Origin of the sequence: Bosea sp. ANAM02, from assembly GCF_011764485.1 — a bacterium.
GTDB lineage: Bacteria > Pseudomonadota > Alphaproteobacteria > Rhizobiales > Beijerinckiaceae > Allobosea.
Genome location: NZ_AP022848.1, coordinates 4,621,682 through 4,645,545, shown reverse-complemented (window position 1 = coordinate 4,645,545; position 23,864 = coordinate 4,621,682). Strand labels below are relative to the sequence as shown.

General features: G+C 67.1%; 23 protein-coding genes. 4 read left to right on the top strand and 19 right to left on the bottom strand.

Annotated features, from left to right (window positions below; all coding sequences use genetic code 11):
• Window position 1: 1 nt before the first annotated feature.
• Both OCUBac02_RS22155 and OCUBac02_RS22150 read right to left on the bottom strand, forming a co-directional pair.
• Window positions 2-889 (bottom strand): DMT family transporter, encoded by an 888-nt coding sequence (locus OCUBac02_RS22155; protein ID WP_173048736.1) that lies wholly within the window; start codon window positions 887-889, stop codon window positions 2-4.
• 10 nt (window positions 890-899) lie between these two features.
• Window positions 900-2,057, bottom strand: coding sequence for a trans-sulfuration enzyme family protein (locus OCUBac02_RS22150; RefSeq protein ID WP_173048734.1), 1,158 nt, complete (start codon window positions 2,055-2,057; stop codon window positions 900-902).
• A 126-nt stretch (window positions 2,058-2,183) separates the two neighbouring features.
• Between OCUBac02_RS22150 and OCUBac02_RS22145 the strand changes: the two genes are divergently transcribed.
• The gene (locus OCUBac02_RS22145) at window positions 2,184-2,645 is read left to right on the top strand and encodes an Lrp/AsnC family transcriptional regulator (protein WP_047579992.1); all 462 of its coding nucleotides are present in this window, start codon (window positions 2,184-2,186) and stop codon (window positions 2,643-2,645) included.
• Window positions 2,646-2,760: 115 nt separating this feature from the next.
• Window positions 2,761-3,927 (top strand): AGE family epimerase/isomerase, encoded by a 1,167-nt coding sequence (locus tag OCUBac02_RS22140; RefSeq protein WP_173048732.1) that lies wholly within the window; start codon window positions 2,761-2,763, stop codon window positions 3,925-3,927.
• Between the two features lie 18 nt (window positions 3,928-3,945).
• Here the strand turns inward: OCUBac02_RS22140 and OCUBac02_RS22135 are convergent, their stop codons facing one another.
• Window positions 3,946-5,145 (bottom strand): MFS transporter, encoded by a 1,200-nt coding sequence (locus tag OCUBac02_RS22135; protein WP_173048730.1) that lies wholly within the window; start codon window positions 5,143-5,145, stop codon window positions 3,946-3,948.
• A gap of 93 nt (window positions 5,146-5,238) precedes the next feature.
• Between OCUBac02_RS22135 and OCUBac02_RS22130 the strand changes: the two genes are divergently transcribed.
• Window positions 5,239-5,991 carry an AraC family transcriptional regulator gene (locus OCUBac02_RS22130; RefSeq protein WP_173048728.1) on the top strand — a complete coding sequence of 251 codons (753 nt, stop codon included), beginning with the start codon at window positions 5,239-5,241 and terminating at the stop codon, window positions 5,989-5,991.
• Between the two features lie 10 nt (window positions 5,992-6,001).
• Here the strand turns inward: OCUBac02_RS22130 and OCUBac02_RS22125 are convergent, their stop codons facing one another.
• From OCUBac02_RS22125 to OCUBac02_RS22095, 7 genes are read right to left on the bottom strand one after another with little or no spacing between them, the layout of a single operon-like run.
• Window positions 6,002-6,883 (bottom strand): ABC transporter permease, encoded by an 882-nt coding sequence (locus OCUBac02_RS22125; RefSeq protein WP_173048726.1) that lies wholly within the window; start codon window positions 6,881-6,883, stop codon window positions 6,002-6,004.
• A 1-nt stretch (window position 6,884) separates the two neighbouring features.
• On the bottom strand, window positions 6,885-7,817 hold the full coding sequence (locus tag OCUBac02_RS22120; protein WP_047579977.1) for an ABC transporter permease: 933 nt from the start codon (window positions 7,815-7,817) through the stop codon (window positions 6,885-6,887).
• On the bottom strand, window positions 7,817-8,542 hold the full coding sequence (locus OCUBac02_RS22115) for a glycerophosphodiester phosphodiesterase (protein WP_173048724.1): 726 nt from the start codon (window positions 8,540-8,542) through the stop codon (window positions 7,817-7,819). The genes OCUBac02_RS22120 and OCUBac02_RS22115 overlap by 1 nt, the downstream gene beginning before the upstream one ends.
• Window positions 8,539-9,531, bottom strand: coding sequence for an ABC transporter ATP-binding protein (locus tag OCUBac02_RS22110; RefSeq protein WP_173048722.1), 993 nt, complete (start codon window positions 9,529-9,531; stop codon window positions 8,539-8,541). Before OCUBac02_RS22110 ends, OCUBac02_RS22115 begins: the two co-directional genes overlap by 4 nt.
• Window positions 9,528-10,391 carry an ATP-binding cassette domain-containing protein gene (locus tag OCUBac02_RS22105; protein WP_173048720.1) on the bottom strand — a complete coding sequence of 288 codons (864 nt, stop codon included), beginning with the start codon at window positions 10,389-10,391 and terminating at the stop codon, window positions 9,528-9,530. Before OCUBac02_RS22105 ends, OCUBac02_RS22110 begins: the two co-directional genes overlap by 4 nt.
• Entirely contained in the window at window positions 10,388-11,995 is a 1,608-nt protein-coding gene (locus OCUBac02_RS22100) for an ABC transporter substrate-binding protein (protein WP_173048718.1), read from the bottom strand. The genes OCUBac02_RS22105 and OCUBac02_RS22100 overlap by 4 nt, the downstream gene beginning before the upstream one ends.
• 53 nt (window positions 11,996-12,048) lie before the next feature.
• Window positions 12,049-12,900, bottom strand: coding sequence for a MurR/RpiR family transcriptional regulator (locus OCUBac02_RS22095; protein WP_173048716.1), 852 nt, complete (start codon window positions 12,898-12,900; stop codon window positions 12,049-12,051).
• Window positions 12,901-13,009: 109 nt separating this feature from the next.
• On the opposite strand from OCUBac02_RS22095, the gene OCUBac02_RS22090 reads away from it, so the two are divergent.
• Window positions 13,010-13,765 (top strand): glycerophosphodiester phosphodiesterase family protein, encoded by a 756-nt coding sequence (locus OCUBac02_RS22090; RefSeq protein WP_173048714.1) that lies wholly within the window; start codon window positions 13,010-13,012, stop codon window positions 13,763-13,765.
• A 166-nt stretch (window positions 13,766-13,931) separates the two neighbouring features.
• Here the strand turns inward: OCUBac02_RS22090 and OCUBac02_RS22085 are convergent, their stop codons facing one another.
• The 9 genes from OCUBac02_RS22085 to OCUBac02_RS22045 form a co-directional block, all read right to left on the bottom strand.
• Window positions 13,932-14,330 carry a helix-turn-helix domain-containing protein gene (locus OCUBac02_RS22085; RefSeq protein WP_173048712.1) on the bottom strand — a complete coding sequence of 133 codons (399 nt, stop codon included), beginning with the start codon at window positions 14,328-14,330 and terminating at the stop codon, window positions 13,932-13,934.
• Window positions 14,331-14,579: 249 nt separating this feature from the next.
• Window positions 14,580-15,560: a peptide ABC transporter ATP-binding protein gene (locus tag OCUBac02_RS22080; RefSeq protein WP_173048709.1), complete on the bottom strand. Its 981-nt coding sequence runs from the start codon at window positions 15,558-15,560 to the stop codon at window positions 14,580-14,582.
• Window positions 15,557-16,579, bottom strand: coding sequence for an ABC transporter ATP-binding protein (locus tag OCUBac02_RS22075; RefSeq protein WP_047575098.1), 1,023 nt, complete (start codon window positions 16,577-16,579; stop codon window positions 15,557-15,559). The genes OCUBac02_RS22080 and OCUBac02_RS22075 overlap by 4 nt, the downstream gene beginning before the upstream one ends.
• A gap of 4 nt (window positions 16,580-16,583) precedes the next feature.
• Complete coding sequence (locus OCUBac02_RS22070; protein ID WP_047575095.1) at window positions 16,584-17,492, bottom strand: ABC transporter permease subunit; 909 nt, start codon at window positions 17,490-17,492, stop codon at window positions 16,584-16,586.
• A 40-nt stretch (window positions 17,493-17,532) separates the two neighbouring features.
• Entirely contained in the window at window positions 17,533-18,543 is a 1,011-nt protein-coding gene (locus tag OCUBac02_RS22065; RefSeq protein WP_047575092.1) for an ABC transporter permease subunit, read from the bottom strand.
• 63 nt (window positions 18,544-18,606) lie between these two features.
• Complete coding sequence (locus OCUBac02_RS22060) at window positions 18,607-19,431, bottom strand: M55 family metallopeptidase (protein ID WP_173048707.1); 825 nt, start codon at window positions 19,429-19,431, stop codon at window positions 18,607-18,609.
• Window positions 19,432-19,529: 98 nt separating this feature from the next.
• The gene (locus tag OCUBac02_RS22055; protein WP_173048705.1) at window positions 19,530-21,146 is read right to left on the bottom strand and encodes an ABC transporter substrate-binding protein; all 1,617 of its coding nucleotides are present in this window, start codon (window positions 21,144-21,146) and stop codon (window positions 19,530-19,532) included.
• 150 nt (window positions 21,147-21,296) lie between these two features.
• Window positions 21,297-22,889, bottom strand: a complete 1,593-nt coding sequence (locus tag OCUBac02_RS22050; RefSeq protein WP_173048703.1) for an ABC transporter substrate-binding protein — start codon at window positions 22,887-22,889, stop codon at window positions 21,297-21,299.
• 282 nt (window positions 22,890-23,171) lie between these two features.
• Complete coding sequence (locus OCUBac02_RS22045) at window positions 23,172-23,837, bottom strand: GntR family transcriptional regulator (RefSeq protein ID WP_173048701.1); 666 nt, start codon at window positions 23,835-23,837, stop codon at window positions 23,172-23,174.
• Window positions 23,838-23,864: the final 27 nt, after the last annotated feature.

The following is a 23,864-nucleotide window of genomic DNA, read 5'->3' as shown; positions in this document are numbered from 1 at the left end:
CTCAGGATCGAAGGGCCAGCGCCACGCCGCCGATGGTCAGAGCGATCGCGACGGCCTCCCGCAGGCCGAGCGTTTCGCCCAGCAGGGGGACGGCGGTCAGCGTTCCCACGACCGGCACGATCAGCATGCTGGTCGCGGCAACCGCCGTGGGCAGCCGCCTGAGCGCGCCGAACCAGGTCAGATAGCAGAGCGCCATCGGGCCGACGGCCATATAGGCCAGTCCAAACGCTCCGGGCATGGACAGTGACGATATCCGCGGCTGCTCCAGCGCAAGGCCGAGCACGACCATCGGCAGGCAGCCGAGGCAGACCTGCCAGGCTGCGAGCGCCGGGCCGGGCATGGCGATGGGTTTCCGTGCCCGGACCGTGCCGAGCGCGAACAGCAGGGCAGCAGCGAAAGCGAAAAGCACGCCGGGAAGCTTTGCCGCGGTGAAATCCGGCCCACCCATCAGGATGGCCATGCCGGTGAGGCTCAGCCCCAGCGCCACCAGGCTGCGCCGGGTCGGGCGTGCACCGAGCAACGGCCAGGCGAGCAGCATCGCCCAGATCGGCATCGAATAGGCGATCAGGGCCCCTTCCGAGACCCTGAGCCAGTTCAGGGCGAGCGCGGTGAAACCCATCCAGGCGAAGACGTTGACCGCCGCGGCCGTCACGAGAGCGGCCCAGGCCTGCCGTGGCACGGCGAGGCTGTCGCCCCGGGCGAGGGCCAGCAGGACGAGGCAGAGCGCGCCGAGGAGGCCGGCCGTGCCCCGCGCGAAGAGCGGCGGCCAGTCCTGCAGGACGAATTTCAGCACGGACCAGTTGAGGCCCCAGCCGAAAGCCGTCGTCAGCAGCAGGGCTTTGCCGATCGCCTGACCGGCCGGCGCGCTGGCGGAACCCGTCGTGGCCATGGCGCGCGCCTCAGGAGCGATGCCCGGCCTTCAGCGCCTGGTCGAGATCGGCATAGAGGTCATCGACATCCTCGATGCCGGTCGAGAGACGCAGCAAATCGGTCGGGCAGGGCGAGCCGGCGCCTTCGATCGAGGCGCGATGCTCGATCAGGCTCTCGACCCCGCCGAGCGATGTCGCTCGCTTGTAGAGTTCGACATGGGCCGCCGTCTTGATCGCTGCGCCCTCGCCGCCGGTGACCTGCACCGAGAGCATGAAGCCGAAGCCGTTCTCCATCTGCCGGGCGGCGATGTCGTGGCCGGGATGCTGCGGCAGGCCGGGATAGAGCACGCGCGCCACCAGCGGATGCGCCGAGAGGCGCTGCGCCAGCGCCATCGCCGAGGCCGCCTGTCGCTCCTGCCGGACATGGAGCGTGCGCATGCCGCGCATCAGGAGATAGGCCTCGAACGGGCCGAGGATGCCGCCCTGGCCCTTGCGGACCGTCTTGATACGGTTCCAGAACTCGTCGTCCTCGCGGGCGCAGAGCGCGCCGGCGACCACGTCGGAATGGCCGTTCAGCACCTTGGTCGCGGCATGCATGACGATATCGGCGCCGAGCGTCAGCGGGCGGGTATGGACCGGCGAGGCGCAGGTCGAGTCGACCGCGAGCCTGGCGCCGGCCTTGTGCGCGATCTCGGCCGCCGCCGCGATATCGGTGATGGTCCAGAGCGGGTTCGACGGCGTCTCGATCCAGACCAGCTTGGTCGCGCCCGGCTTCACGGCGGCCTTGAGCGCGGCGAGATCATCGGTCTCGACGAAATCGACCTTGATGCCCCAGCGCGCCGCCTCGGTGAGCAGCCAGGCGCGCAGCGCCCAGTACATCACCTTGGAGGCGACGACATGGTCGCCGGGCGAGAGCGCCTGAAACACGGCGGTCGCCGCCGCCATGCCCGAGCCGAACAGCAATGCGCCGGCCTGGGCCTCCTCCAGCATGGCGAGCACGGCCTGTGCCTCATGCACCGTCTCGTTGTCCGGGCGGCCATAGATGAAGCCGGTCGAATAGCCGTTATCCTCATCGCGGATATAGGTCGTCGCGATATGAATCGGCGGCACCACGCCCCTGGTGGTCGGGTCGATCTTGCCCATGGCCTGCGCGGCAAGGCTTCGCTTCGTCCATTTCGTCGAGGTCATGGCCTGCTTCCCGGATTCATGGCTGCCGAGGGATCGGCGGATGCTGGGATCATGCCGGCGAACGCCTGGCGATTGTCGCCCAATTTTGCTATCGAATGACGAATTTTGCCGATCGTGGGGTATTTCGTGGCCAAAACGGTCGATCTCGACAAGTTTGATCATGCCTTGCTCAAAGAGATGCAGGCCGACAACCAGACGCCGGCGCGGGTGCTGGCCGAGCGCGTGGGCCTGTCCCAGAGCGCGGTGCTGCGGCGATTGAGGCGGCTACGGGCGGAAAAAGTCATCACGGCCGATGTCTCGATCGTCAGTCCGGAGGTGATGGGCGTGCCGGTGACGGTGCATGTCACCGTCTCGATCATCCAGGGCTCGCGGACCTATGGCGATTTCGCCCGCAAGCTCCAGGCCCGGCCCGAGGTCAAACACGCTTCCTATGTGACGGGGGACGCCGATTTCGTGCTGCATCTGCAGGTCGAGAGCATGGCCGCCTATGCCGCCTTTACCCGCGAGGTCTTCCATGACGACCCGAACGTCGCGGAATACCATAGCTATATCGCCATGCGGGAAGTCGTCGGCTGGGGCGCGGCCTGAGCGGGATGCTCGTCTTGGCGCACGGTCCGGCAGGCGCTATCGATTCGGCCTGTTCGCGACGACACGGTTCTTTGATCTCCGGTTCGTCGCAGTGCCTCCCCGAAGGTAACGCCCGATGAAGTCTGAAGAAGCCTTGGAAACCGCCGCCGGCCTGCCGTCGAAGGCGTGGCTCAGCGACACCCTCATCCCGGCCTGGATCGCTCGCGCCGTCCGGCCCGGCCGCGCCGGTTACGTCGAGATGTTCGATCCGGCCGATCCGGACCGCGAGCCCGGCCCGGTCCGGACGACGCTGGTCACCGCCCGGCTGATCTATGTCTTCAGCCATGCCCACCTGCTCGACCCGCAGGGGCATGCGCTCGATGCCGCCCGTCACGGCTTCGCCTTCCTGCGCGATGCCTGCCGGGAAGGCGGGCAGGGGCGCTTCCTGCATTCGGTCCGCGAGGACGGCTCGGCCGTAGATGTCCGCACCGATCTCTACGATCTCGCCTTCGTGCTCTTTGCCATGGCCTGGTACCATCGCGCGACGCGGGACGATCAGGCTCTCGCGATCGCCGACGAGGTGATCGGCTTCATCGCAAGCGAGATGGCGCATCCACAGGGCGGTTTCGTCGAGGACACGCTGGGCAGCCTGCCGCGCCGGCAGAACCCGCATATGCATCTGCTGGAGGCGTTCCACGCGCTGGCCGAAGCGACCGGGGAGCGACGCTGGCTCGACCACGCCGATGCGATCGTCCGGCTGGCGCGCGAGCGCCTGGTCGATGCCGGAGCCGGGACGCTCGGCGAGTATTTCACCGATGACTGGCAGCCCGCTCCCGGGGCGGCCGGCATGGTCTGCGAGCCCGGCCATCACTTCGAATGGACCTGGCTCCTGCTGCATCACTGGCGCCTTACCGGCGACACGCAGGCGCGCGATCTGGCGGAGAGGCTCTATGACTTCGCGATCCTGCACGGTCTCGACAACGGCGCGGCTGGCCCGCTCGCCGCTTTCGACGTTGTCGACCGCTCGGGCAGCATCACGGCCTCGACCAAGCTGCTCTGGCCTCAGACCGAGGCGATCAAGGCCTTCCTCGCCCGGATCGAATTCCTGGATGACGCCGATGCGGCTACGCGTCTCGACAGGCATCTTGCCAGCCTGTTTCGCTGGTTCGTCGCGCCCGAGACCGGGCTCTGGTTCAATCAGGTGGCGAGAGATGGAACGCCGACCCAGACCGTGATCCCGGTGCGGGTGCTCTACCACCTCCTGCTCGCTCTCGCGGAAAGGGAGCGTGTTCGCGCAGGCTGACCGGGCCGTTGGCGGAATCTATTGTTCGGCGGGCACGGTGCTCGCCGCGGGCGCGGCCTGCGCCAGGAAGAAGAAGGCCAGCGCGGCGCACCAGACGATCAGGCCGAAGACGCTGGCGCCGGCCAGCACGAGCCCGAACCCGCCCTGCGCATGCAGCAGGGCCAGCATCGGCACAACGAAGCCGCTGACCGTGAAACCGAGGAAATAGCGCACGCTGAAGGCCTTGGCGCGATGTTGCGCCGGCACGTAGCGGGCGACCATCGCGTCGTTGACGACGACCTGCCCGTAGATCGCGGCCATGGTCATGACGAGGCCGATGAGCAGCGGCACGCCGGAGGTCGTCGCCGCGAGCGCGAGGCCGAGCGGCTGGAATAGCGCGAGCCCGACGAACAGGGCCGGCAGCGTGAAGCGATCGACGAGGCGGCCCATCAGCCATTGCGTCGCGGCGCCGAAGACGAAGACGAGCGTCGCCAGAGAGCCGATCAGCGCCAAGGGCAGGTCGAGGCCGAGCCGCTCGTCGATGACCTTCGGCAACGCGATCGTGGTGATGTTGAAGGTCATGCCGCCGGCGATGACCGCGACGGCGAAAACGACGAGCAGCGCCATCGGCCGGCTGACCGGGACGAGCTCGGCCTTGCCGGAGCGGCTCGCGGACGGGTTTCCGTCGCCGGGCACCAGCGCGAGGAACGCCGCGCCCAGCACGAGGCAGACGAGGCCGGGCAGGATGAAGGCGAAGCGCCAGCCGAATTGCGCGGCGATCAGCGCGGTGACGCCGGCGGCCGAAGCGGCGCCGAGATTGCCCCAGACGGCGTTGACGCCAAGATCGCGGCCGAGCTGGCGGGCATGGCTGACCAGCATGGTCGAGCCGACGGGGTGATAGATCGCCGATGCCACGCCGAGCACGAGCAGCCAGCCGGCGAAGGCGGCGGGACGGTCCGCGCTGGCGACGCCGAGGCAGGACAGGCCATAGCCGAGGAAGAACACGGCGAGCATGTTGCGCCGGCCGAACCGGTCCGAGAGCCAGCCCATCGGCAGGGAGCACAGGCCGAAGGCGACGAAGGCGCCGGTGGCGAGGCCGATCAGTTCCGCGTAGCTGAGATCGGTTTGTGCCGCGATGGCGATCACCGCGGTCGGATAGATCAGCAGCACGAAATGGTCGAGCGCGTGCGCCGCGTTGACGAAAAGCAGGGTGCGCCTGGACAGCGTCTCGGGAATCATGGGCGATCTCGCAGCGATGATGTGCGATCCTAGCTTGACCCGCTAAGCCTGTCGGGTCGTTATTCGACATGATCGGGCCAAACAGGGCATAGGATGCGCAACGCAAGCGAGGCCTATCAGACGGTGCCGCGCGCGGTTGCCGTGATGCCGAAGAGCTACGAGTCCGGCGCGAGTACGGGCTGGCACAGCCATCCGCGCGCGCAATTGCTCTATGCGACGGCCGGGCTGACGCTGGTGCGGGCCGAGGACGGCACCTGGGTTCTGCCGGCCCGGCACGCGCTCTGGATACCGCCGCGTCTCTCCCATGAAGTCAGAATGCATGGCGCGGTCTCGATGTGCTCGGCGTATATCGCGCCCGAGGCGGTCGGCGTCCTGCCCTCGGGGTGTCGCGTGCTGGAGGTCTCGGCCCTGCTGGCTTCGGCACTGGAGGCGCTGTCAGTCGAGCCGCTGCTCTATGACGAGGCCGGGCGCGGCGGCCATCTCGCCGCGCTGATCCTCGACGAGATCGCGCGAGCGCCCGAAACCCCGCTGACGCTCCCCCTGCCGCGCGACCCGCGCCTGCGGCGGATCTGCGATGCGCTGCTGAAGGACCCGGCGCTCGACGTCGATCTCGACGGCTGGGCCGAGCGGGCCGGCGCGAGCCGGCGCACCCTGACGCGCGGCTTCAGGGCCGAGACGGGGATGAGCCTGGGCGATTGGCGTGCCCGCCTGCGCGTGCTCAGGGCCATGACGATGACGAGCGATGGCGCTTCGCCGCAGCAGGTCGTCAAGGCGGTCGGCTATGCCGATCAGCGTGCGTTGCGGACAGCGGCCCGGCGTATCCTCGGCCGGACTGATCTTTCCTGAGGGTAGCCGGTCAGCGCGATTGCAGCGTCGGGTCGAGCCGGTCGCGGATCCAGTCGCCGACGATCGAGATCGACATCGTCGTCAGGAAGATCGCCAGGCCCGGCAGCAGCGCGATCCACCAGGCGCTGGTCAGATAGGCGCGGCCGGCGCCGAGCATCTGGCCGAGGCTGGTCAGGGGCGGGCGGATGCCGAGGCCGAGGAAGCTGAGCGAGGTCTCCAGCAGGATCACCTGCGGGAAATTCAGCGTGAACTGGACGATCAGCACACTCAGGATATTCGGCAGGACATGCCGGAGATAGACATGGCGGGCGGGCGCCCCGAGTGCGGTCACGGCGGTGGCATAACCCTGCGTGTTGGCGGCGATGACGACGCCGCGCGTCAATCGCGCGAAGACCTCCCAGCCATAGAAGCCCATGATCGCCACGAACAGGAAGAAGCCGCCGCCGAACAGGGCAATCAGCGCCAGCGCGATCATCATGAAGGGCAAGGACGCCTGCACGTCCGCCAGCATCATGATCGCTTCCTCGGTGAGCCCGCGGAAATGGGCCGCGATGAAGCCGAGCGTGGTGCCGATCAGGGCGCCGATCAGCGTGCCGCCGAGCGCGACCAGCACGCTGAAGCGGATCGCGTAGATCAGGCGGCTGAGGACGTCGCGCCCGAGTTCGTCGGTGCCAAGCGGGTGCTGCGGCAGGCCGCCGAGAAAGCTCGGCGGCTTCAGACGCTTCAGCAGCGACTGCGTGCGGTAGTCGTAAGGCGCGAGCCAGTCGGCGAAGAGGAAGATCACGAGGATCAGGCCGAGCAGGACGAGCGCCGCGATGACGAGGGCCGGATAGCGCGCTTCGGCCTTCACCGGCGCATCGTCCTTCCGGCGGAAGAGGGTCGTCAGCGCCATCTCAGCTCTCCGAGCGGGCGGCGCGCATGCGCGGGTCGATCAGCGCGTAGATCGCGTCGACGGCGAGGTTGGCGAGAACCATCGTGATCGAGGTCATGATCAGGATCGCCTGCACCAGCGCGAAATCGCGCGAGGTCACCGCGTTGACCAGCAGCCGCCCGACGCCAGGCACTGCGAAGACGGTCTCGACGATGATCGAGCCGGCGACGAGATCGCCGAGCTTGAGGCCGATGATCGTGATGATCGGGATCGCGGCATTGGGCAGGGCATGCCAGAGCACCCGGCGCGGGCGTGGAACACCCTTGGCCCGGGCGGCGACGACATATTGCTTGTTCAGCACCTCGAGCATGGCCGAGCGGGTGAAGCGGGCGAAGGTGCCGGCGAAATGCGTGCCGAGCGTGATCGCCGGCAGGATCAGGTGCCAGATCGTCTGGTCGCCCGAACTCGGCAGCAGGCGCCAATGCAGCGAGAACAGCAGGATCAGCAGGATACCCAGGAAGAAATTCGGCAGGCTGAAGCCGAGCACGGCGAAGCTCATCACGAAGCGGTCGATCGCCCGGTTGCGGTTGAGCGCCGCGACGATGCCGAGCCCGACGCCGAGGACGAGGCCGAGCAGGAAGGCGGTGAGCCCGAGCCGGAGCGTGCGCGGCAGCGCCGCGGCGATGAGCTCGATCGCAGGCTGCTGATCGGACAGCGACAGGCCGAAATCGCCCTGCGCGATTCCCGCGACATAGGAGACGTATTGCTGCCACAGCGGTCGGTCGAGGCCGAATTTCTCGCGGTAATGCGCGACGACCTCGGCCGGAGCCTGGTCGCCGACCAGCGCCTCGATGGGGTCGCCAGACAGATTGAGCGCAACGAAGGTCAGCGTCACGATCAGCCACACGGTCAGCAGGCCGCGCGCCAGCTTGGTCAGGAAGAGCCGGCCGGGCATCACGAGGCCTTGCGGCTCTGGAAGCCGGTCAGCAGGTCGGGGTCGTTGAGCAGCACGGCCTGCGGCGCATGCGCGAGGATGGCGCGAAGACCGTCGCCATCGACATCGCCGACGATGCGGCCGGTGCCGGTGCCTCCGGCCGTGACCCAGACGGGCACGCGCCCCAGCAGCCGCGACGCGACCGGGCCGTCGAGAGCGCCCTCCCAGATGCGGAAAGCGCTCGCGCCCGCGGCGGCATAGTGATCCGGATTGGCCTTGTCGGGCAGGAAGGCGAGCATGCGGATGCCCGGCACCTTGAGCGTGGCATGGGCAACCTGAAGCACCTCGCGCGCGCCGATCCAGACCCGGTCGAGCAGGTCCAGGTCCCTGATCACCGCGAGCACCGCGTCGATGATCGCGAGGTCTTTCGTCTTGATGTCGATCAGCGCTTCGCGATGCGGGCAGATCGCGGCGAGCGCCTCTGCCAGCGTCGCGAGCTGAACGCCGCCGGAGCGGGCGATGGCCTTGAGCTGTTCGTGAGACGTCTCCACGATCGCGGCATCGCTGCCTGCGACCCGGACGAGATCGGGATCATGCGACGCGATGACGATGCCGTCGGCGCTGAGCCGCGCATCGGTCTCGACAAGATCGGCACCCGACGCGATCGCGGCGCGATAGGCCTCCAGCGTGTTCTCGGGATAGCGGGCGGAATGGCCGCGATGTGCGATGACGAGTGGCGGGGTCATGACGCAACTCCCAGTTCACCAGCAAAATGGCAGCGGACGCTGCGGCCTTCGCCCATTGGACGCAGCTTCGGCATCTCGGCCGAGCAGCGCGGACGGGCATAGGGACAGCGCGTGTGGAAATGGCAGCCGGCCGGCGGGTTGGCCGGCGAGGGCGGATCGCCTGCGAGGCGCACGGACCGGGCCTCGCGCGCGGCCGAAAGGTCCGGAATCGCGGCGAGCAGGGCCATCGTATAGGGGTGCATCGGCTGTTGGTAGACCGGGTCCGTCGGGCCTTCCTCGACGATCTGGCCGAGATACATCACGGCGATGCGGTGCGAGAGCTTCTTCACCACGCGCAGGTCGTGCGAGATGAAGAGATAGGCGATGTCGAAGCGCTCCTGCAGCTCCTGCAAAAGCTCCGTCACCGTCGCCTGCACGGAGACGTCGAGCGCCGAGACCGGCTCGTCGCAGACGATCAGGCTCGGCTTCATCGCCAGCGCCCGCGCGATCACCACCCGCTGTGCCTGCCCGCCGCTGATCTGATGCGGGAAGCGGTCCGCCATCTCCGGCGCCAGCGCCACGGCCTGCATCAGGCTTAGGACTTCCGCGTCGCGCCCGCTGCGTTCGCCGATCTCGTGCAGGTCGAGCGGCTCGCGGATCTGCCGGCCGATGCTGAGCCGCGGATCGAGCGCCGATTGCGGGTTCTGGAAGATCATCTGGATGTCGCGGCGCTGCCGCTGCCAATCCTTCGGCGTCAGGCTTGTGAGGTCGCGGCCCTTGAACAGGATTTCGCCGCCGCTCGGCCGCTCGAGCCCGACGATCATTCGACCTGTCGTCGATTTCCCGCAGCCGGATTCGCCGACGAGCCCGAGCGTCTCGCCGATCCGCAGGGTCAGCGAGACGTCCTCGACGGCGCGGATGGTCCGCTGCGTCCGCAGGAAGGTGCGCCCGCCGCCGAAATGCCGGCGCAAACCTGAGACGCGCAGCAAGGGCTCGATCGCGGCGCTCATGACGCTGCCCGTTCGCGATAGACCGGCGCGGCAACGTCGAGGCGCGGCATCGCTGCCAGCAGCTCGCGCGTATAGGGCGCTTCAGGGGCCTTGAGCAGGCGCTCCGCCGGGCCGGCTTCGACGACGCGGCCATGGCGCATCACCACGACGTCGTCGGCCATCTCGGCGACGACGCCGAGATCATGGGTGACGAACAGGATCGCCATGCCGAGCTCGGCCTTGAGCCTGTTCAGGAGGTCGAGGATCTGCGCCTGGATGGTGACGTCGAGCGCGGTGGTCGGCTCGTCCGCGATCAGCAGGCGCGGCTCGCAAGCCAGCGCCATCGCGATCATGACGCGCTGCGCCATGCCGCCGGAGAACTGGTGGACATAGGATGCGAGGCGCTGCTCCGGCTCGGGGATGCCGACGAGGCGCAGAAGCTCCAGCGCGCGGGCCTGACGCTGCGGCTCGGAAAGCGCGGTGTGCAGGCGCAAGGTCTCGCGCAACTGTGTCCCGACCGTGTGCAGCGGGTTGAGCGATCCCAGCGGGTCCTGGAACACCATGCCGACGCCGCGGCCGCGGATGGTCTCCAGCTCGGCCTCGCTGGCGGCGGCGAGGTCGCGCCCTTCGAACAGGATGCGCCCCGCCGTCCGGCGCCCGTTCCCAGGCAGCAGACCGAGCACCGCCTGGCAGGAGACGCTCTTGCCGCTGCCGCTTTCGCCGACGATGCAGGTCGTCGTGCCCGGCCGCACGGCGAAGGAGACCGCGTGCAGGATGTCGGCATAGCCTCTGGCGGTGCGGAAGCCGACGGTCAGTCCCTCGACGGAGAGCAGCGCATCGCCGCCCCCGTCGGGGCCGATCCTGCGTTCCCTTTCCGTCACTTCGCGGCCAGCGAGAAGTTCGAGGGGCGGAAGTCCATGTAGTACTGGCTGTAGGGCGTCCACTCGATGCCCTTCTTCACGCCATAGCCGGTGACGGGGTTGTAAAGCATCGTCATCGGCATATCGTCCTCGAAGGCCGTCAGCAGCTTGGCGAAGACCGCCCGGCGCTTGGCCTCGTCGGTCTCGGCAGTCAGCGCCTTGGCGGCGTCGTTGAAGGCCGGGCTCGCGCCATAGAGCTTCCAGGTCTTCTGGTTCTCGCTGTCGGGACCCCAGAGCGTCAGGATCGCGCCGGAGGGGTCGGGAACGCGGTAGGTGTTCGACCAGGCGAAGACCTGGGCGCCCGGCTTGCGCACCTCCTTGAAGCTGTCGACGAAATCGATGCGGGCATTGATGCCGACCGCGCGCCACATCTCCTGGATCACCTGCGCCGCCTCGACATTGTAGAGGTAGTAGTTCGGGATCAGCCGGTAGGAGATTTCCTGCCCCTTGTAGCTGCTTTCCGCGAGCAGCTTCTTCGCGAGCGCCGGGTCGTAGGCGTAGCCCTTGTTCTCCTTCACATACATCGGCCCGAAGCTCGGGAGCTGATGGCCGTTGGGCGTGAAGGTCTGGCCCTTCCAGAGCGCGTCGATCAGGGCCTTGCGGTCGATCGACAGGCTCATCGCGTGGCGCAGCTTCTTGTCTGACAACACGGGGTCGTTGGTGTTGAACTGGAGGACATGGCTGTTCTCCAGCGGCTCGGTCTTCACCGAGACGTCCTTGTAGCGCTTCAGGCCGTCCCACTGGTCCGGCGGCAATTCGACGGCGATGTCGAAATCGCCGGCGACGAGGCCGGCGACGCGGGCCGCGACCTCGGGGACCGAGCGGAAGGTGATGGACTTGGCCGCAGGCGCACCGCCGTAATAGCGGTCGAAGGCCGCGAGCGTGATCCTGTCGTTCTTCTGGTAGTCGACGAAGCTGTAGGGGCCGGTGCCGACCGGCTTCCAGCGCAGCGCCTTCGCCGCCTGGTCCATCCAGACCTTGGAATCGACCCCCTCCTTGCGGAAGGCGTTCCACGGTTCGTCGCAGATCGCGAAGGACATGTAGCTAGACAGGCGGTGCTCGATGATCGGGTCGTGCTGCGCCACGGTGATCCGGACGGTGAAGTCGTCGAGCTTCTCGACATTGGTGAAATGACCGAAATAGACGCGGCCTTCGGGATAATAGGCCTTCGGCCCCCAGAGCCGATCCGGCGAGAAGGTTGCCAGCACGTCGTTCGCGTCGAAGGGGCTGCCGTCGTGGCAGGTGACGCCGCGGCGCAGCTTCAGGTCGAAGGTGGTCGGCGTCGACCACGACCAGCTCTCGGCGAGGCCGGGCACGAGATTGGCGCCGCCGTCGGCTTTAGGCTTGGCGAAGTCCCGCCGGATCAGCGTATCGAAGATCGAATAGTAGATGCGGATGTCGACATTGCCGGTGTGCTCGCCGGGATCGAGCGAGCGCGCAAGCTCGTTGACAGCGACCGTGAGGGCGGGCCGTTCCTGTGCGGTGGCGCTTAACCCGGCCGCGATGGCGAGGCCTGCGCCAAGCATGATTCCGAGCGGCGCTTTGCGTGTCATCGGGTTCGTCATGTCATCCTCCCATCGGAATCGTTTGGTGTTCCGTCATCGTCGCTGCGGCAGCCCTATCCGGGCTTGCCGCGAAACAGGCGTTGCAGGGTCTCGACCTTCGCCAGTGTTTCCAGCGAGCGGCCGTCATCGGTGCGCGACAGTTCCAGGATCAGCGTGTTGCAGATCGCCATCGGCACCGTCAGCGAATGGAATTCGCCCAGCTCGCCGCGCGCAGCGACGAGCTGGAGGTCGCAGGCCGGCACGCCGGTGCGCCGGTCGGTGACCAGGAGCGTCTTCGCTCCAATCTCGCGGGCGCAGGCGATGACGCGCGTCATCGCCGGGCTTTCGTGGCGGAAGATCAGCGCGACGACGACGTCGCCGGCGGCCAGGCCGAGCAACTGGTCGGCCGCCTGCCAGTCGGCATGGGCGACGACCGCCGCGCGATAGCCGGACCGGACGAGGCGCCGCACGAACAGGTCGGCGAGGCTGCTGGCATGGCCCTCGCCGGCGACGAGGATGCGCCCGGCCTGCCGCAGCATCCCGGCTGCCGCGACGATCTCGGCATCGGAGATCTGGCTCACCAGCGCGCCGAGCGCACGGATCTCGCCCTCGACGACCGAGCCGAGCAGGGAATCGCCGCGCACCCGGTCGAGCCGGCGCCGCACCCTGACCGAGGCGTCGAGATCGGCGACGACCGTGTCCTGCAGCGCCCCGCGCATCTCGCGGTAGGAAGCAAAGCCGAGCTTGCGGGCAAGGCGCCCGGCGGTGGAAGCGTGCACGCCGGCCTGCTCGGCGACCTTGTGCGACGGCAGGAAGCTGCCCGCCGTGCGGTTGGCCAGCAGAACCTCGACCAGCCGGCGATCCGACTCGGTCAGCTCCTCCCGTCGCGCCGCGATGATCTCCGTCAGGTTCATCGTCTCGTCCATGCCCCGCAGCCTAACGGAGCCTTGCAGTAATCTGCAAGTTAAATTGCAGATTAGCCAATCGGCAACTTATATTGCATACACAGGCATCGCTCCGTAGGGTGACAGAGATATGACGGACATCGCCTCGCATCGCGGCGGCGCCAGAATCTGGCCAGAGAACAGCCGCCTCGCCTTCCGCAATTCCGCGGCCCTGCCGGTGGATTTCATCGAGTTCGACATCCATCGCAGCCGCGACGGCGTGCTGGTCGTCCATCACGATCCCTTGCTGGGCCGGACGGCTTCGGGAGACGGCGCGGTCGGCGAGATGGACTGGACCGCGTTGCAGACCGTGCAATTGATCGGAGCGGACGGCGAGACCATTCCGAGCTTCGACGAGGTCCTCGACATCCTTGAGCCGAGCGGCATCAGGCTGCGCATCGAGCTCAAGACGCGCCAGGGTGGCGCACGCTATCCGGGGATGGAGGCACAGGTGGTGACGCGCTTGAAGGAAAGGCGCCTGCTCGACCGGACGACCTTCACCTCCTTCGATCTGCCGACGCTGGCCGAGCTGCGATGCCTCGCGCCTTCGTCGCCGTCGATCTGGCTCATCGCGGACAAGCTGCTGGCGCCGCCCTCGCGCGATCTGCGCGGCCTCTGCCGCGACGCGATCGCGACCGGCGTGCGTGAAATCGCGATCCGCATCAGTCAGGCGAGGGACGGTGATGGGGAGGTCTGCCGCAGCGAGGCCGTGACACTCGGCTATTACGGTGCCCATGACGAACCGGCGATCCGCAAGGCCTTCGCCGATGGCGTAAGTGCCTTCACGACCGACCGGCCGGATATCGCCATCGCCGTGCAGCGCGAGCTGAATGAGGGGCGTGGCTAGGGCCTGCCGGACAGGCCAAAATGCAGGCCATCCGGTGGGGCATTGCTCCGACAGGAGGTTGCCCTCCGCGCAAGCCGCCATTGCGGGGAACGGGCGATGAAGCAATCCAGGAGGTTGGGTCGAGGATATGCACCCGGCCGCCTGGGTTGCTTCGCGGATTATGCGGTCAGGCCGCGCCGTCGTCGCGCCGCGCGATTGTCTCCACGATCGCGACGGCAAGCGCCCGGTCGCGCTGCGAGCGGATGCGCCCGAATGCGGCGTCGAGCTTGTCGGATTGGGGTAGCCTTTCGATCGCCTGTGCGTAGGCCGCGCCATCCTCGGCGAAGCCCGCTTCGGGCGAGGACAGGCCTTCGAAGAAGGCCGCCGGGCTGATCCCGAGGAAGCGCGCAAGCAGAAAGAGCGCGCCGGCGCTGAGGCGGTCCTTGCCCTTTTCGTAGTTTCCCATCTGCTGGAACGAGACGTCGAGGACGGCCCCAAGGTCAGCCTGGCTCAGGCCGCGTTTCTTACGGATAACGCGCAGCCGATCTCCGATATGGCGGTTGATCGTCTCAGCTTCAGTGCGCATTCCGCTCTCCAGTCGCTTTGAACCGGAAGCGCAATCTGACTCCACAACCGCGGACTCGTCCAGTTTTCATTGGGACTGAACTGATGGTTCGTGGAAGGTTGCATTGCATTGAAACAAGTCGGCGCGCTGTAAACATGAAAGCGCAAGCGTTACGGGCGGCGAACCCAACGGCAGCCGGAATGCGATGGGAGACGAGTGGGCTAGTTTGGCATGAGGCGTGCCGTCACTGCCCGACGAGTTCTCCTCGGATCAAGCGGCCGTGGCGAGAAACTCCTCGGCGTAGTGGCAGGCGACCGCGCGGCCGTCGATCTCGCGCTTCTCAGGGCGCTCGACGCGGCAGCGATCGGTGACATGCGGGCAGCGGGTCGAGAACACGCAGCCCTTCGGCGGATTGAGCGGAGAGGGCAGTTCGCCGCGCAAGATGATGCGCTCGCGCTTGCCGGCGTCGACGCGCGGGGTCGAAGCGAGCAGCGCCTGCGTGTAGGGATGCAGCGGCCGCGCGTAGATCCGCTCCTTCGGCCCGTGTTCGATCGCATTGCCGAGATACATCACCATCACGTCATGGGCGATGTGGCGGACGACGCTGAGATCGTGCGAGATGAAGAGATAGGCGAGCTTCAGCTCGTCCTGCAGATCGGCGAGCAGGTTCAGCACCTGCGCCTGGATCGAGATGTCGAGCGCCGAGACCGGCTCGTCCGCCACCACGACCTTGGGCGAGAGGATCAGCGCGCGGGCGATCGCGATGCGCTGGCGCTGGCCGCCCGAGAACATGTGTGGGTAGCGGGCGTAGTGCTCGGGCCGCAGGCCGACCTTGGCCATCATCGCGCGGGCCTTCTCGGTGCGATCGGCCGGGGAGAGGTCGGTGTTGATCTTGAGCGGCTCCTCCAGGATCGTCCCGATCTTCTTGCGCGGATTGAGCGAGCCATAGGGGTTCTGGAACACGAACTGCACCGTGCGGCGCAGTCGCCGACGCTCGCTTGCCGGCGGCGAGACGGCATCCAGCCCGTCGAGAGTCAGCGTGCCCGCTGTCGGCTTCTCGATCAGCGTCGCCATGCGCGCCAGCGTCGACTTTCCGCAGCCGGACTCGCCGACGACGGCGAGCGTGCGGCCGGCCTCGACCGCGAAGGAGACCTTGTTCACCGCCTGCAACTGCGCCGGGGCGCGGAAGAGCCCCTGCTTGACCGGGTAGACCTGGGTCAGCTCGCGCGCCTCGATGACCGGGTTGCTCATCGCACGGCCTCCTTCGCCTGGCCGGCTTCGTCGCGGGCGCGCGCGGCATCGCGCTGGAGATCGCCGAGCGGGTAATGGCAGCGTACGCGTCCGTCCGCCCAGTTGCGGAGCTCCGGCTGGATGTTGCGGGAATGATCGGTCGCATAGGCGCAGCGCGGACTGAACAGGCAGCCCTTCGGCCGGTCGTTCAGGCCCGGCACCATGCCGGGGATGGTGGCGAGCCGGGTTGCATCCTCGCTGCGCTCCGGCAGCGCGGCGAGCAGGGCGGCGGAATAGGGATGCTGCGGATCGGCGAAGAGCGCGTCGACCTTGCGCTCCTCCATGATCTGCCCGGCATACATCACCATGATGCGCTGCGCCGTCTCGGCGACGACGCCCATGTTGTGGGTGATCAGGACGAGTGCCATGTTGCGCTCGCGCTGCAGCGTCATGAGCAGTTCGAGGATCTGCGCCTGGATGGTGACGTCGAGCGCAGTCGTCGGCTCGTCGGCGATCAGCAGGCGCGGATTGCAGGCGATCGCCATCGCGATCATCACGCGCTGGTTCATGCCGCCCGAGAGCTGATGCGGAAAGGCCTTGAGGCGGCTCTCGGCGGCAGGGATGCCGACCTGTTCCAGAAGCTCGATCGCCCGGCGCTTCGCCGCCTTGCGGTCCATGCCCTCATGCTTCCGCAGCGTCTCGGCGAGCTGGAAGCCGATGGTGAAGCACGGGTTCAGGCTGGTGCTCGGCTCCTGGAAGATCATCGCCACGTCCTTGCCGGTGAGCTGGCGGCGCTCGCGCGCGGACATGGTCAGGAGGTCGCGGCCGTCGAAGCGCAGCTTGTCGGCGCGGACGCGGCCGGGATAGCCGACGAGGCCCATCAGCGCGAGCATGGTGACGGATTTGCCGGAGCCGGATTCGCCGACGACGCCAAGCACCTCACCCTCGTCGAGGGTGAGATCGATGCGGTCGACGGCGCGGAGCGTTCCCTGGGAGGTCGGGAACTCGACGCTGAGGTTTTCGATTTCGAGCAGGGGCATGGGATCAGCGCTTCAGCTTGGGGTCGAGCGCATCGCGCAGGCCGTCACCGAGAAGGTTGAAGGCGAGCACGGTGATGAGGATGGCCAGACCCGGGAAGGTGACGACCCACCAGGCGCGCAGCACGAACTCGCGCGCATCGGCGAGCATCGTGCCCCATTCCGGTGTCGGCGGCTGGGCGCCGAGGCCGAGGAAGCCGAGCGCGGCGGCGTCGAGGATCGCGGTGGAGACGCCGAGCGTCGCCTGCACGATGAGCGGCGCGGCGCAGTTCGGCAGGATCTCCGAGAACATCAGGCGCACCGTCTGCGCGCCCGAGACCTGAGCGGCGACGACATAGTCCTTGCTCGCCTCGGCGATGACGGCGGCGCGCGTGATGCGCACGTAATGCGGCAGCACGACGATGGCGACCGCGAGCATCGCGTTCATCAGGCCGGGGCCGAGGATCGCGACGATGACGATGGCGAGCAGCAGGCTCGGCATCGTCATCAGGATGTCCATCAGGCGCATGATCGCGATATCGGCGAGGCCCTTGAAATAGCCGGCGATCAGCCCGAGCACGATGCCGACGACGATGGCGAGCGCCACGACCGCGATGCCGATGACGAGCGAGAGCCGCGCGCCGAAGAGCAGGCGCGAGAGGATGTCGCGGCCGATCGCGTCGGTGCCGAGCGGATAGGACAGCGAGCCGCCCTCCTGCCAGAACGGCGGCTTCAGAAAGACCGTATTGTTGGTCAGGTTCGGGTCATGCGGCGCGATCCATGGCGCGAACAGGGCGCAGAGCAGCACGAGGACGATGACGACGAGGCCGGCCACGGCGCCGCGATTGGCGCTGAAATAGGTCCAGAACTCGCGCAGCGGATGGGGCGGCGCGACGCTCGGCACGGCGGCCGGGACATTGATGGTTTCGGTGCTCATGCGACGCGGCTCCAATGGGAGCGAAGAACGGAACGACGGGTCATTTCGCGTGCCTGATGCGCGGGTTGATCAGGCCGTAGAGCAGGTCAACGAAGAGATTGACGCTCATCACGACGATGCCGAGAAGCAGCGTGCCGCCCTGCAGCACGGGATAGTCGCGCCGGCTGATCGCCTCGATCAGCCATTTGCCGACGCCGGGCCAGGAGAAGATCGTCTCGGTCAGGATCGCGCCGGTGAAGAGTGCCCCGACCTGCAGGCCGATGACGGTGACGACCGGGATCAGGGCGTTGCGCAGGGCATGCATCGCCACGACCCGGATCGGCGCCATGCCCTTGGCGCGGGCGGTGCGGATGTAGTCCTCGCCCAGCACTTCCAGCATCGCCGAGCGGGTCATGCGGGCGATCACGGCGAGCGGCACGGTGCCGAGCACGATCGCCGGCAGGGCGAGATGCGACAGCGCCGACCAGAAGGCGTCGATATCGCCGGCGAGCAGGCTGTCGATGGTGAGGAAGCCGGTGACCGGCTCGATGAAATACTGCACCGCGATCCGGCCCGAGACCGGCGTGATGCCGAGCTGCACCGAGAACAGCAGGATCAGCAGCAGGCCCCACCAGAAGATCGGCATCGAATAGCCGGTGAGCGATATCCCCATCACGCCATGGTCGAAGATCGAGTTGCGCTTCACCGCGGCGATGATGCCGGCCGGGAGCCCGACGATCAGCGCGATCAGGATGGCGCAGATCGCGAGCTCGATCGTTGCCGGAAAGAGCTGGCCGAACTCGGTCAGCACGTTCTCGCGCGTGACGATCGACTTGCCGAGATCGCCCTGCACGACGCGCTCGATATATTTGCCGTACTGGACGAGCAGCGGCCGGTCGAGTCCGTATTCGGTCAGGAGCTGGGCGTGGCGGGCGGCGTCGATGCCGCGTTCGCCGGCCATGGTCTCGATCGGATCGCCGGGGACGAGGCGGACGAGGAAGAAGGCCAGCAGCGTGATGCCGATGAAGGTCGGGACGACCAGGCTCAGCCGGGTGAAGATGAAGCGCAGCATGGGTCTGCCAATGTTATTGGCCGGCGTGGACGCGTTCGCCGCGCGCCGGCAGGTCGTTTTGATTTATTGCAATGTCGAGCTGTAGCCCAGCGCAAACACCAAAAAGCGCTGGAGATCAAGGATGTCGTCCGCGACATAGCGGATCGTGAAGGCGTCGACCCGCTCGACGAGCTTCAGCATGACGAGATATTCGACCGGCTGGCGGAACAGGAAACTGACCTCGAGCGTGATCGGCCCTGCGATCCGGTAGGGCTTGATCGAGGCCCGCCGCGCGATGGCGCGCTTCACCCCCTCCGCGATCAGCGCGTAGGAAGCCTCCGGCATCAGCGTGCGGGCCGATTGGCGGCTATGCGCCCATTTCACCGTCACGCCTTCGATATCGGGCAGGAACCCCCTGGTCTCGGCGATGGTGGCGTCGTCGCCGCTGACGAGCAGGACCGGCACGTCGAAATGCCCGGCGATGGCCGCGTTGATGCCGGCCTCCGGCACCGCGACACCGTTGACCCGCACTTCCCGCAGCGAGGCGCCGCGGAAGGTATGCGCCAGCACGCCCTCTGGATTGGTCGATCCCGTGTGGTAGCCGATGAAGAGCGCGCCCTCATAGGCGCCGGCTTCGACGCCCTGCATCATCGAAAGCGGGCGGGGATGGGCGCGCACGAGCTGGACGTCGCGCGGCAGTCGATCCAGCAGCAGGTTCTGCGCCCGGCCATGGCTGTCGGCGATCACGACCTCGCTGGCGCCGCTGTCATAGGCGGCTTGCGCCGCCGCGGTGACGCTGTCGGTCATCCAGACACGGGCGGCCTGGTATTCGAAACCTTCGACCAGGGTCTGGTCGCGGGTGACGACGCCGGCGATGCCTTCGATATCGGCGGAAATATAGATGCGCATGATGGGGGAGCTCCAGGAAGGCCCTGTGCGGCCCGCATGACCGCGCAGGCAGTCGACCGCGGCAGCGGGAAGGCTGCCGCGGCGAGCATGACGGACGATTACTTGGCGATGGAGACGCCGTAGAAGGGCTGGCCGCCGAAGAAGTGGATCTTGTAGTCCTTCACCTCCTTGCGCACCGGCGTGAAGGCCTGCGCATTGGCGAAGAGCAGACCCGCGACATCCTGGTGGAACAGCTCCTGGAAGCGCTTGTAGAGCTTGGCCCGTTCGCCCTGGTCGGTGATCGTGTTGGCCTTGGCCAGCGCGTCCGAGGCCTCCTGGTTGCACCAGCGGGCGCGGTTGGCGCCGCTCTTGACGCCCTCGCAGGTCCAGCCCGAGAGCAGGATCTGGCTCGGGTCGGGATAGTCCCAGGTATAGCCGAACATGCCGACCTCATGGTCGCCGGCCCGGCCGCGTTTGAGATATTCGCCCCATTCGAAGGTCTGGATCGTCGCCTTGACACCGATCTTGGCCCAGTCGGCCTGGATCAGCTCGGCCGCGCGACGGCCGTTCGGCATATAGGCGCGCACCACCGGAATGGCCCAGAGCGTGGTCTCGAAGCCGTCGGCGAGGCCGGCTTCCTTCAGCAGGGCCTTGGCCTTCTCGGGATCGTAGGGGCGCGGCTTCAGGTCGGCATCATGCGACCAGAGCGAGGGCGGCACGGCGGCGGCGGCGATCTTGCCGGTGCCCTGATAGACCGCATCGATGATCGCCGGGATGTTGGTCGCATAGGCCAGGGCCTCGCGCACCCGCTTGTCGCCGAAGGGCTTCTTCTGCTGGTTGAAGGCGAGGAAGCTCTGGTCGGCGATGCTGCCCTGCAGCACGTTCAGCGTCGGCTCCGCCTTCATCGCCGGCAGGTCGCCCGGGTTCGGATAGCGCGCGATCTGGCATTCGCCCGAGCGCACCTTGGCGAAGCGTACGGCGGCATCCGGCGTGATCACGAAGATCAGGTCGTTGACCAGCGCCATGCGGTCGCGATTTCCGACGGCCTTGGTCCAGTGGTCCGGCACCGCCTTGAAGCGGATCACGGCGTCCTTCTGATAGGAAACCAGGGAGAATGGGCCGGTGCCGATCGGCGTGAAATCGATCTGCTCGGGGGTGCCGGCCTTCAGCATCGCGGCGCCGTATTCGGCCGAGAGGATCGACATCGGCTCGACCGAGAGCGCCGAGAGCAGCGGCGAGTTCGGCTTCGAGAGGGTCAGCTTGACCGTGTAGTCGTCGACCTTCTCGACCGCTTTCAGGCTGGGCTTCACGATTTCGGCGAAGAAGCTGAAATTGCCGCTGCCGACCTTGTGGAAGGGATGGTTCGGATCGAGCATCCGCTGGAACGAGAAGACCACGTCGTCGGCGTTGAAGTCCCGCGTCGGCGTGAAATTCTTGCCGGCGTGCCATTTCACGCCCTTGCGCAGCTTGAACGTATAGGTCAGCGCGTCGTCCGAAATCGTCCAGGACTCGGCGAGGCTGGGGATGATCTGCGATCCCCCGCGCTCCGTCGCCGTCAGGCGCTCATAGATCTGCGCGGCGACGTCGAAGGCGGTGTTCTGGCCGGTGAATTGCGGATTGAGATAGTCGGGGCTGGCCTCGGAGCACACGACGAGCGCCTGGGCGCTGGCGATGGCGGGAAGCATGAGGGCACTGAGCCCCAGCGTCAGGGCAAGGGAGCGGGCACGAACGGACATGGGCGGTTCTTTCGGCAGAGGCGGGAGAGGCGGATCGGGCGCGGGGCCTCGTGCCCCATCGTCTCCGCCTTCCGGAGCGCGGCCCCGCCGGGGCCGCGCCGTCTGGCATGCATCAGCCGCGCCAAGTCGCGGCGCGGTCGGCAATTCGGCTCACTTGCCGATGTCGACGCCGTAGAAGGTGTGGCGGCCGAACGGCGAGAGCTTGAAGTCCTTCACTTCCTTGCGGACGGGCTTGAGCTGGACCGCATGGGCGATGGTGAACCAGGGCGACTGCTCCTTGAAGATCACCTGCGCCTGCCGGTAGAGCTTTTCGCGCTCGGCCTGGTCGGTGATGCTCTTCGCCTTCAGCACCAGCTCCTCGAAGGGCTGGTAGCAGAACTTGGCGACGTTCGAGCCGTTGGTCTTGGCCGACTCGCAACCCAGCAGCGTGTGCAGGAAGTTGTCCGGGTCGCCGTTGTCGCCAGTCCAGCCGAGCATGCCCGTCTGGTGCTCGCCCGCCTGCATGCGCTTGCGATACTCGCCCCATTCGAAGCTCTTGATCTCGGCCTTGACGCCGACCTTGGCGAGGTCCGCCTGCATCAGCTCGGCGATGCGCTTGGCGTTCGGGTTGTAGGGGCGCTGCACCGGCATGGCCCAGAGGTCGATCTCCAGCCCGTTCGGATAGCCGGCCGCGGCCAGCTCCTTCTTGGCCGCCTCCGGATCGAAGGGGTCGTCCTTGATCGTCTCGTTATAGGACCACATCGTCGGCGGGATCGGGTTCGTCGCCGCGACGCCGCTGGAGAGATAGACGGCGTCGATGATCGCCTTCTTGTTGATCGCCTTGTTGATGGCGCGGCGGACCTTGACGTCGTCGAAGGGCTTCTTGGTGGTGTTGTAGGCGAGATAGCCGATGTTCAGGCCCGGCTGCTCCAGGATCTCGACATTGGCGTCCTTCTTGATGGCGTCGAGATCTGCCGGGTTCGGATAGGGCATGACATGGCATTCGCCCTTCTGGAGCTTGGCCCAGCGCACCGAGGCGTCCGGCGTGATCGCGAAGATCAGGTCGTCGATCTTGGCCTTGCCGGCCCAGTAGTCGGGATTGGCCTTGTAGCGGATGATCGCGTCCTTCTGGTACTGCACCAGATAGAACGGGCCGGTGCCGATCGGATCCTGATCGAGCTTCTCGGGCGTGCCCGCCTTCAGCATCGCATCGGCGTATTCCTTCGACTGCACGCTGGCATATTGCATGGCGAGGTCGGCAAGGAACGGCGCTTCCGGCTGGTTCAGCGTGATCTTGACGGTGTAGTCATCGACCTTCTCGACCGACTTCAGCAGCTTGGGCATGCCCATGTCGTTGAAATAGGAGTGGTTCGAGCTGGTCACCTTGAAGAACGGGTTGGCTTCCTTCCACTGCCGCTCGATCATGAAGATGATGTCGTCGGCGTTGAAGTTGCGCGTCGGCTTGAAATTCTTGTTCGACTGCCACTTGACGTTCTTGCGCAGGTGGAACGTGTAGGTCAGGCCATCCGGGGTGATGTCCCATTTTTCGGCGAGCGCCGGCTGGACCTTGGTGCCGCCGCGCTCGAACTGGACGATCGTGTCGTAGATCTGGGTGTTCGCGTCGAAGGACGTGCCGGTGGTGTTGACGCTCGGCGCGAAATTCTCGGGGCTGCCCTCCGAGCAATAGACCAGGGTCTTGGCCATCAGTGGCTGCGCTGCCATCAGCGCGGAGGCCGACAGCGTCGCCAACAGAATTTTCTTCATGGATGTCTCCTTGAACGCCTTTACCGCCCTGCCCGGGCGGTGAACGGCCCCGTTGTATCGGAAGCTCCTGGAGCGAAAGTGCCCGGGCCGCCTTGTCGACAGCTTATTGAAAGAATGGGGGCGCGGATAGCCGTCCCGGAGGACGTGAAGGCCGGCTCCGGGAGCAGAGTAAACGATTGCGCTGGAACGAATTCCGGGTGAAGCGAGGCGGCTTTCCGCCCCCGTCCGGAGCTTGGTCGAAAGTCTATGGGCCCAGCCGAAGCCGCCGTTTCGAATGGGCGCTCAGAGCACCTCGCGCACCCGCACCAGCGTCGTGTCCATATGGCGGCCGATCGCTTCGGAGAGGGCGTCGGCGTCGCGCTTCAGCAGGGCTGCCATCATGTCCTCGTGCTCGGCCACGGCGCCGGCCCATTTCTCGGGACCCTCGTTGCCGACGAAGCGCAGCCGCTTGATCCGGGCCTGCAGGGTGGTGTGCATCTCGGCCAGCACGGCATTGCCGGAGGCGGCGACGATGGCGCTGTGGATCGCCTGGTTCAGCTTGAAATAGTCGAGCCGCTCGCGCGTCGCATAGAGCGCGAGCATGTCCTTGTGCAGCTTGTGGATCGCCGCGACCGTCGCGTCGCTGGCCTGGGCGCAGGCGATCCGGCCGCCGAGCTGCTCCAGGCTCTTGATCACCTCGAGGATGTCGGCGAGGTCGCGCGCCGTGAATTTCCGGACGATCGCGCCCTTGGCCGGCAGGATCTCGACGAGCCCCTCGCTGGCGAGCGTCTTGATCGCCTCGCGCAGCGGCGTCCGCGAGACGCCGAGCTGGGCGCCGACCTGGCCCTCGTTGATGCGCTGGCCGGGAGCGAGCCGCCCCTCGATGATCATGTCGCGCAGGCGCTCCAGCACCTCGTCATGGAGGGTCCGCCGCATGATCGGGGGATAGTCGGCCGACGCCTCGCTCATCGCTGCTCCATTGTTTCAGGTTGCCCC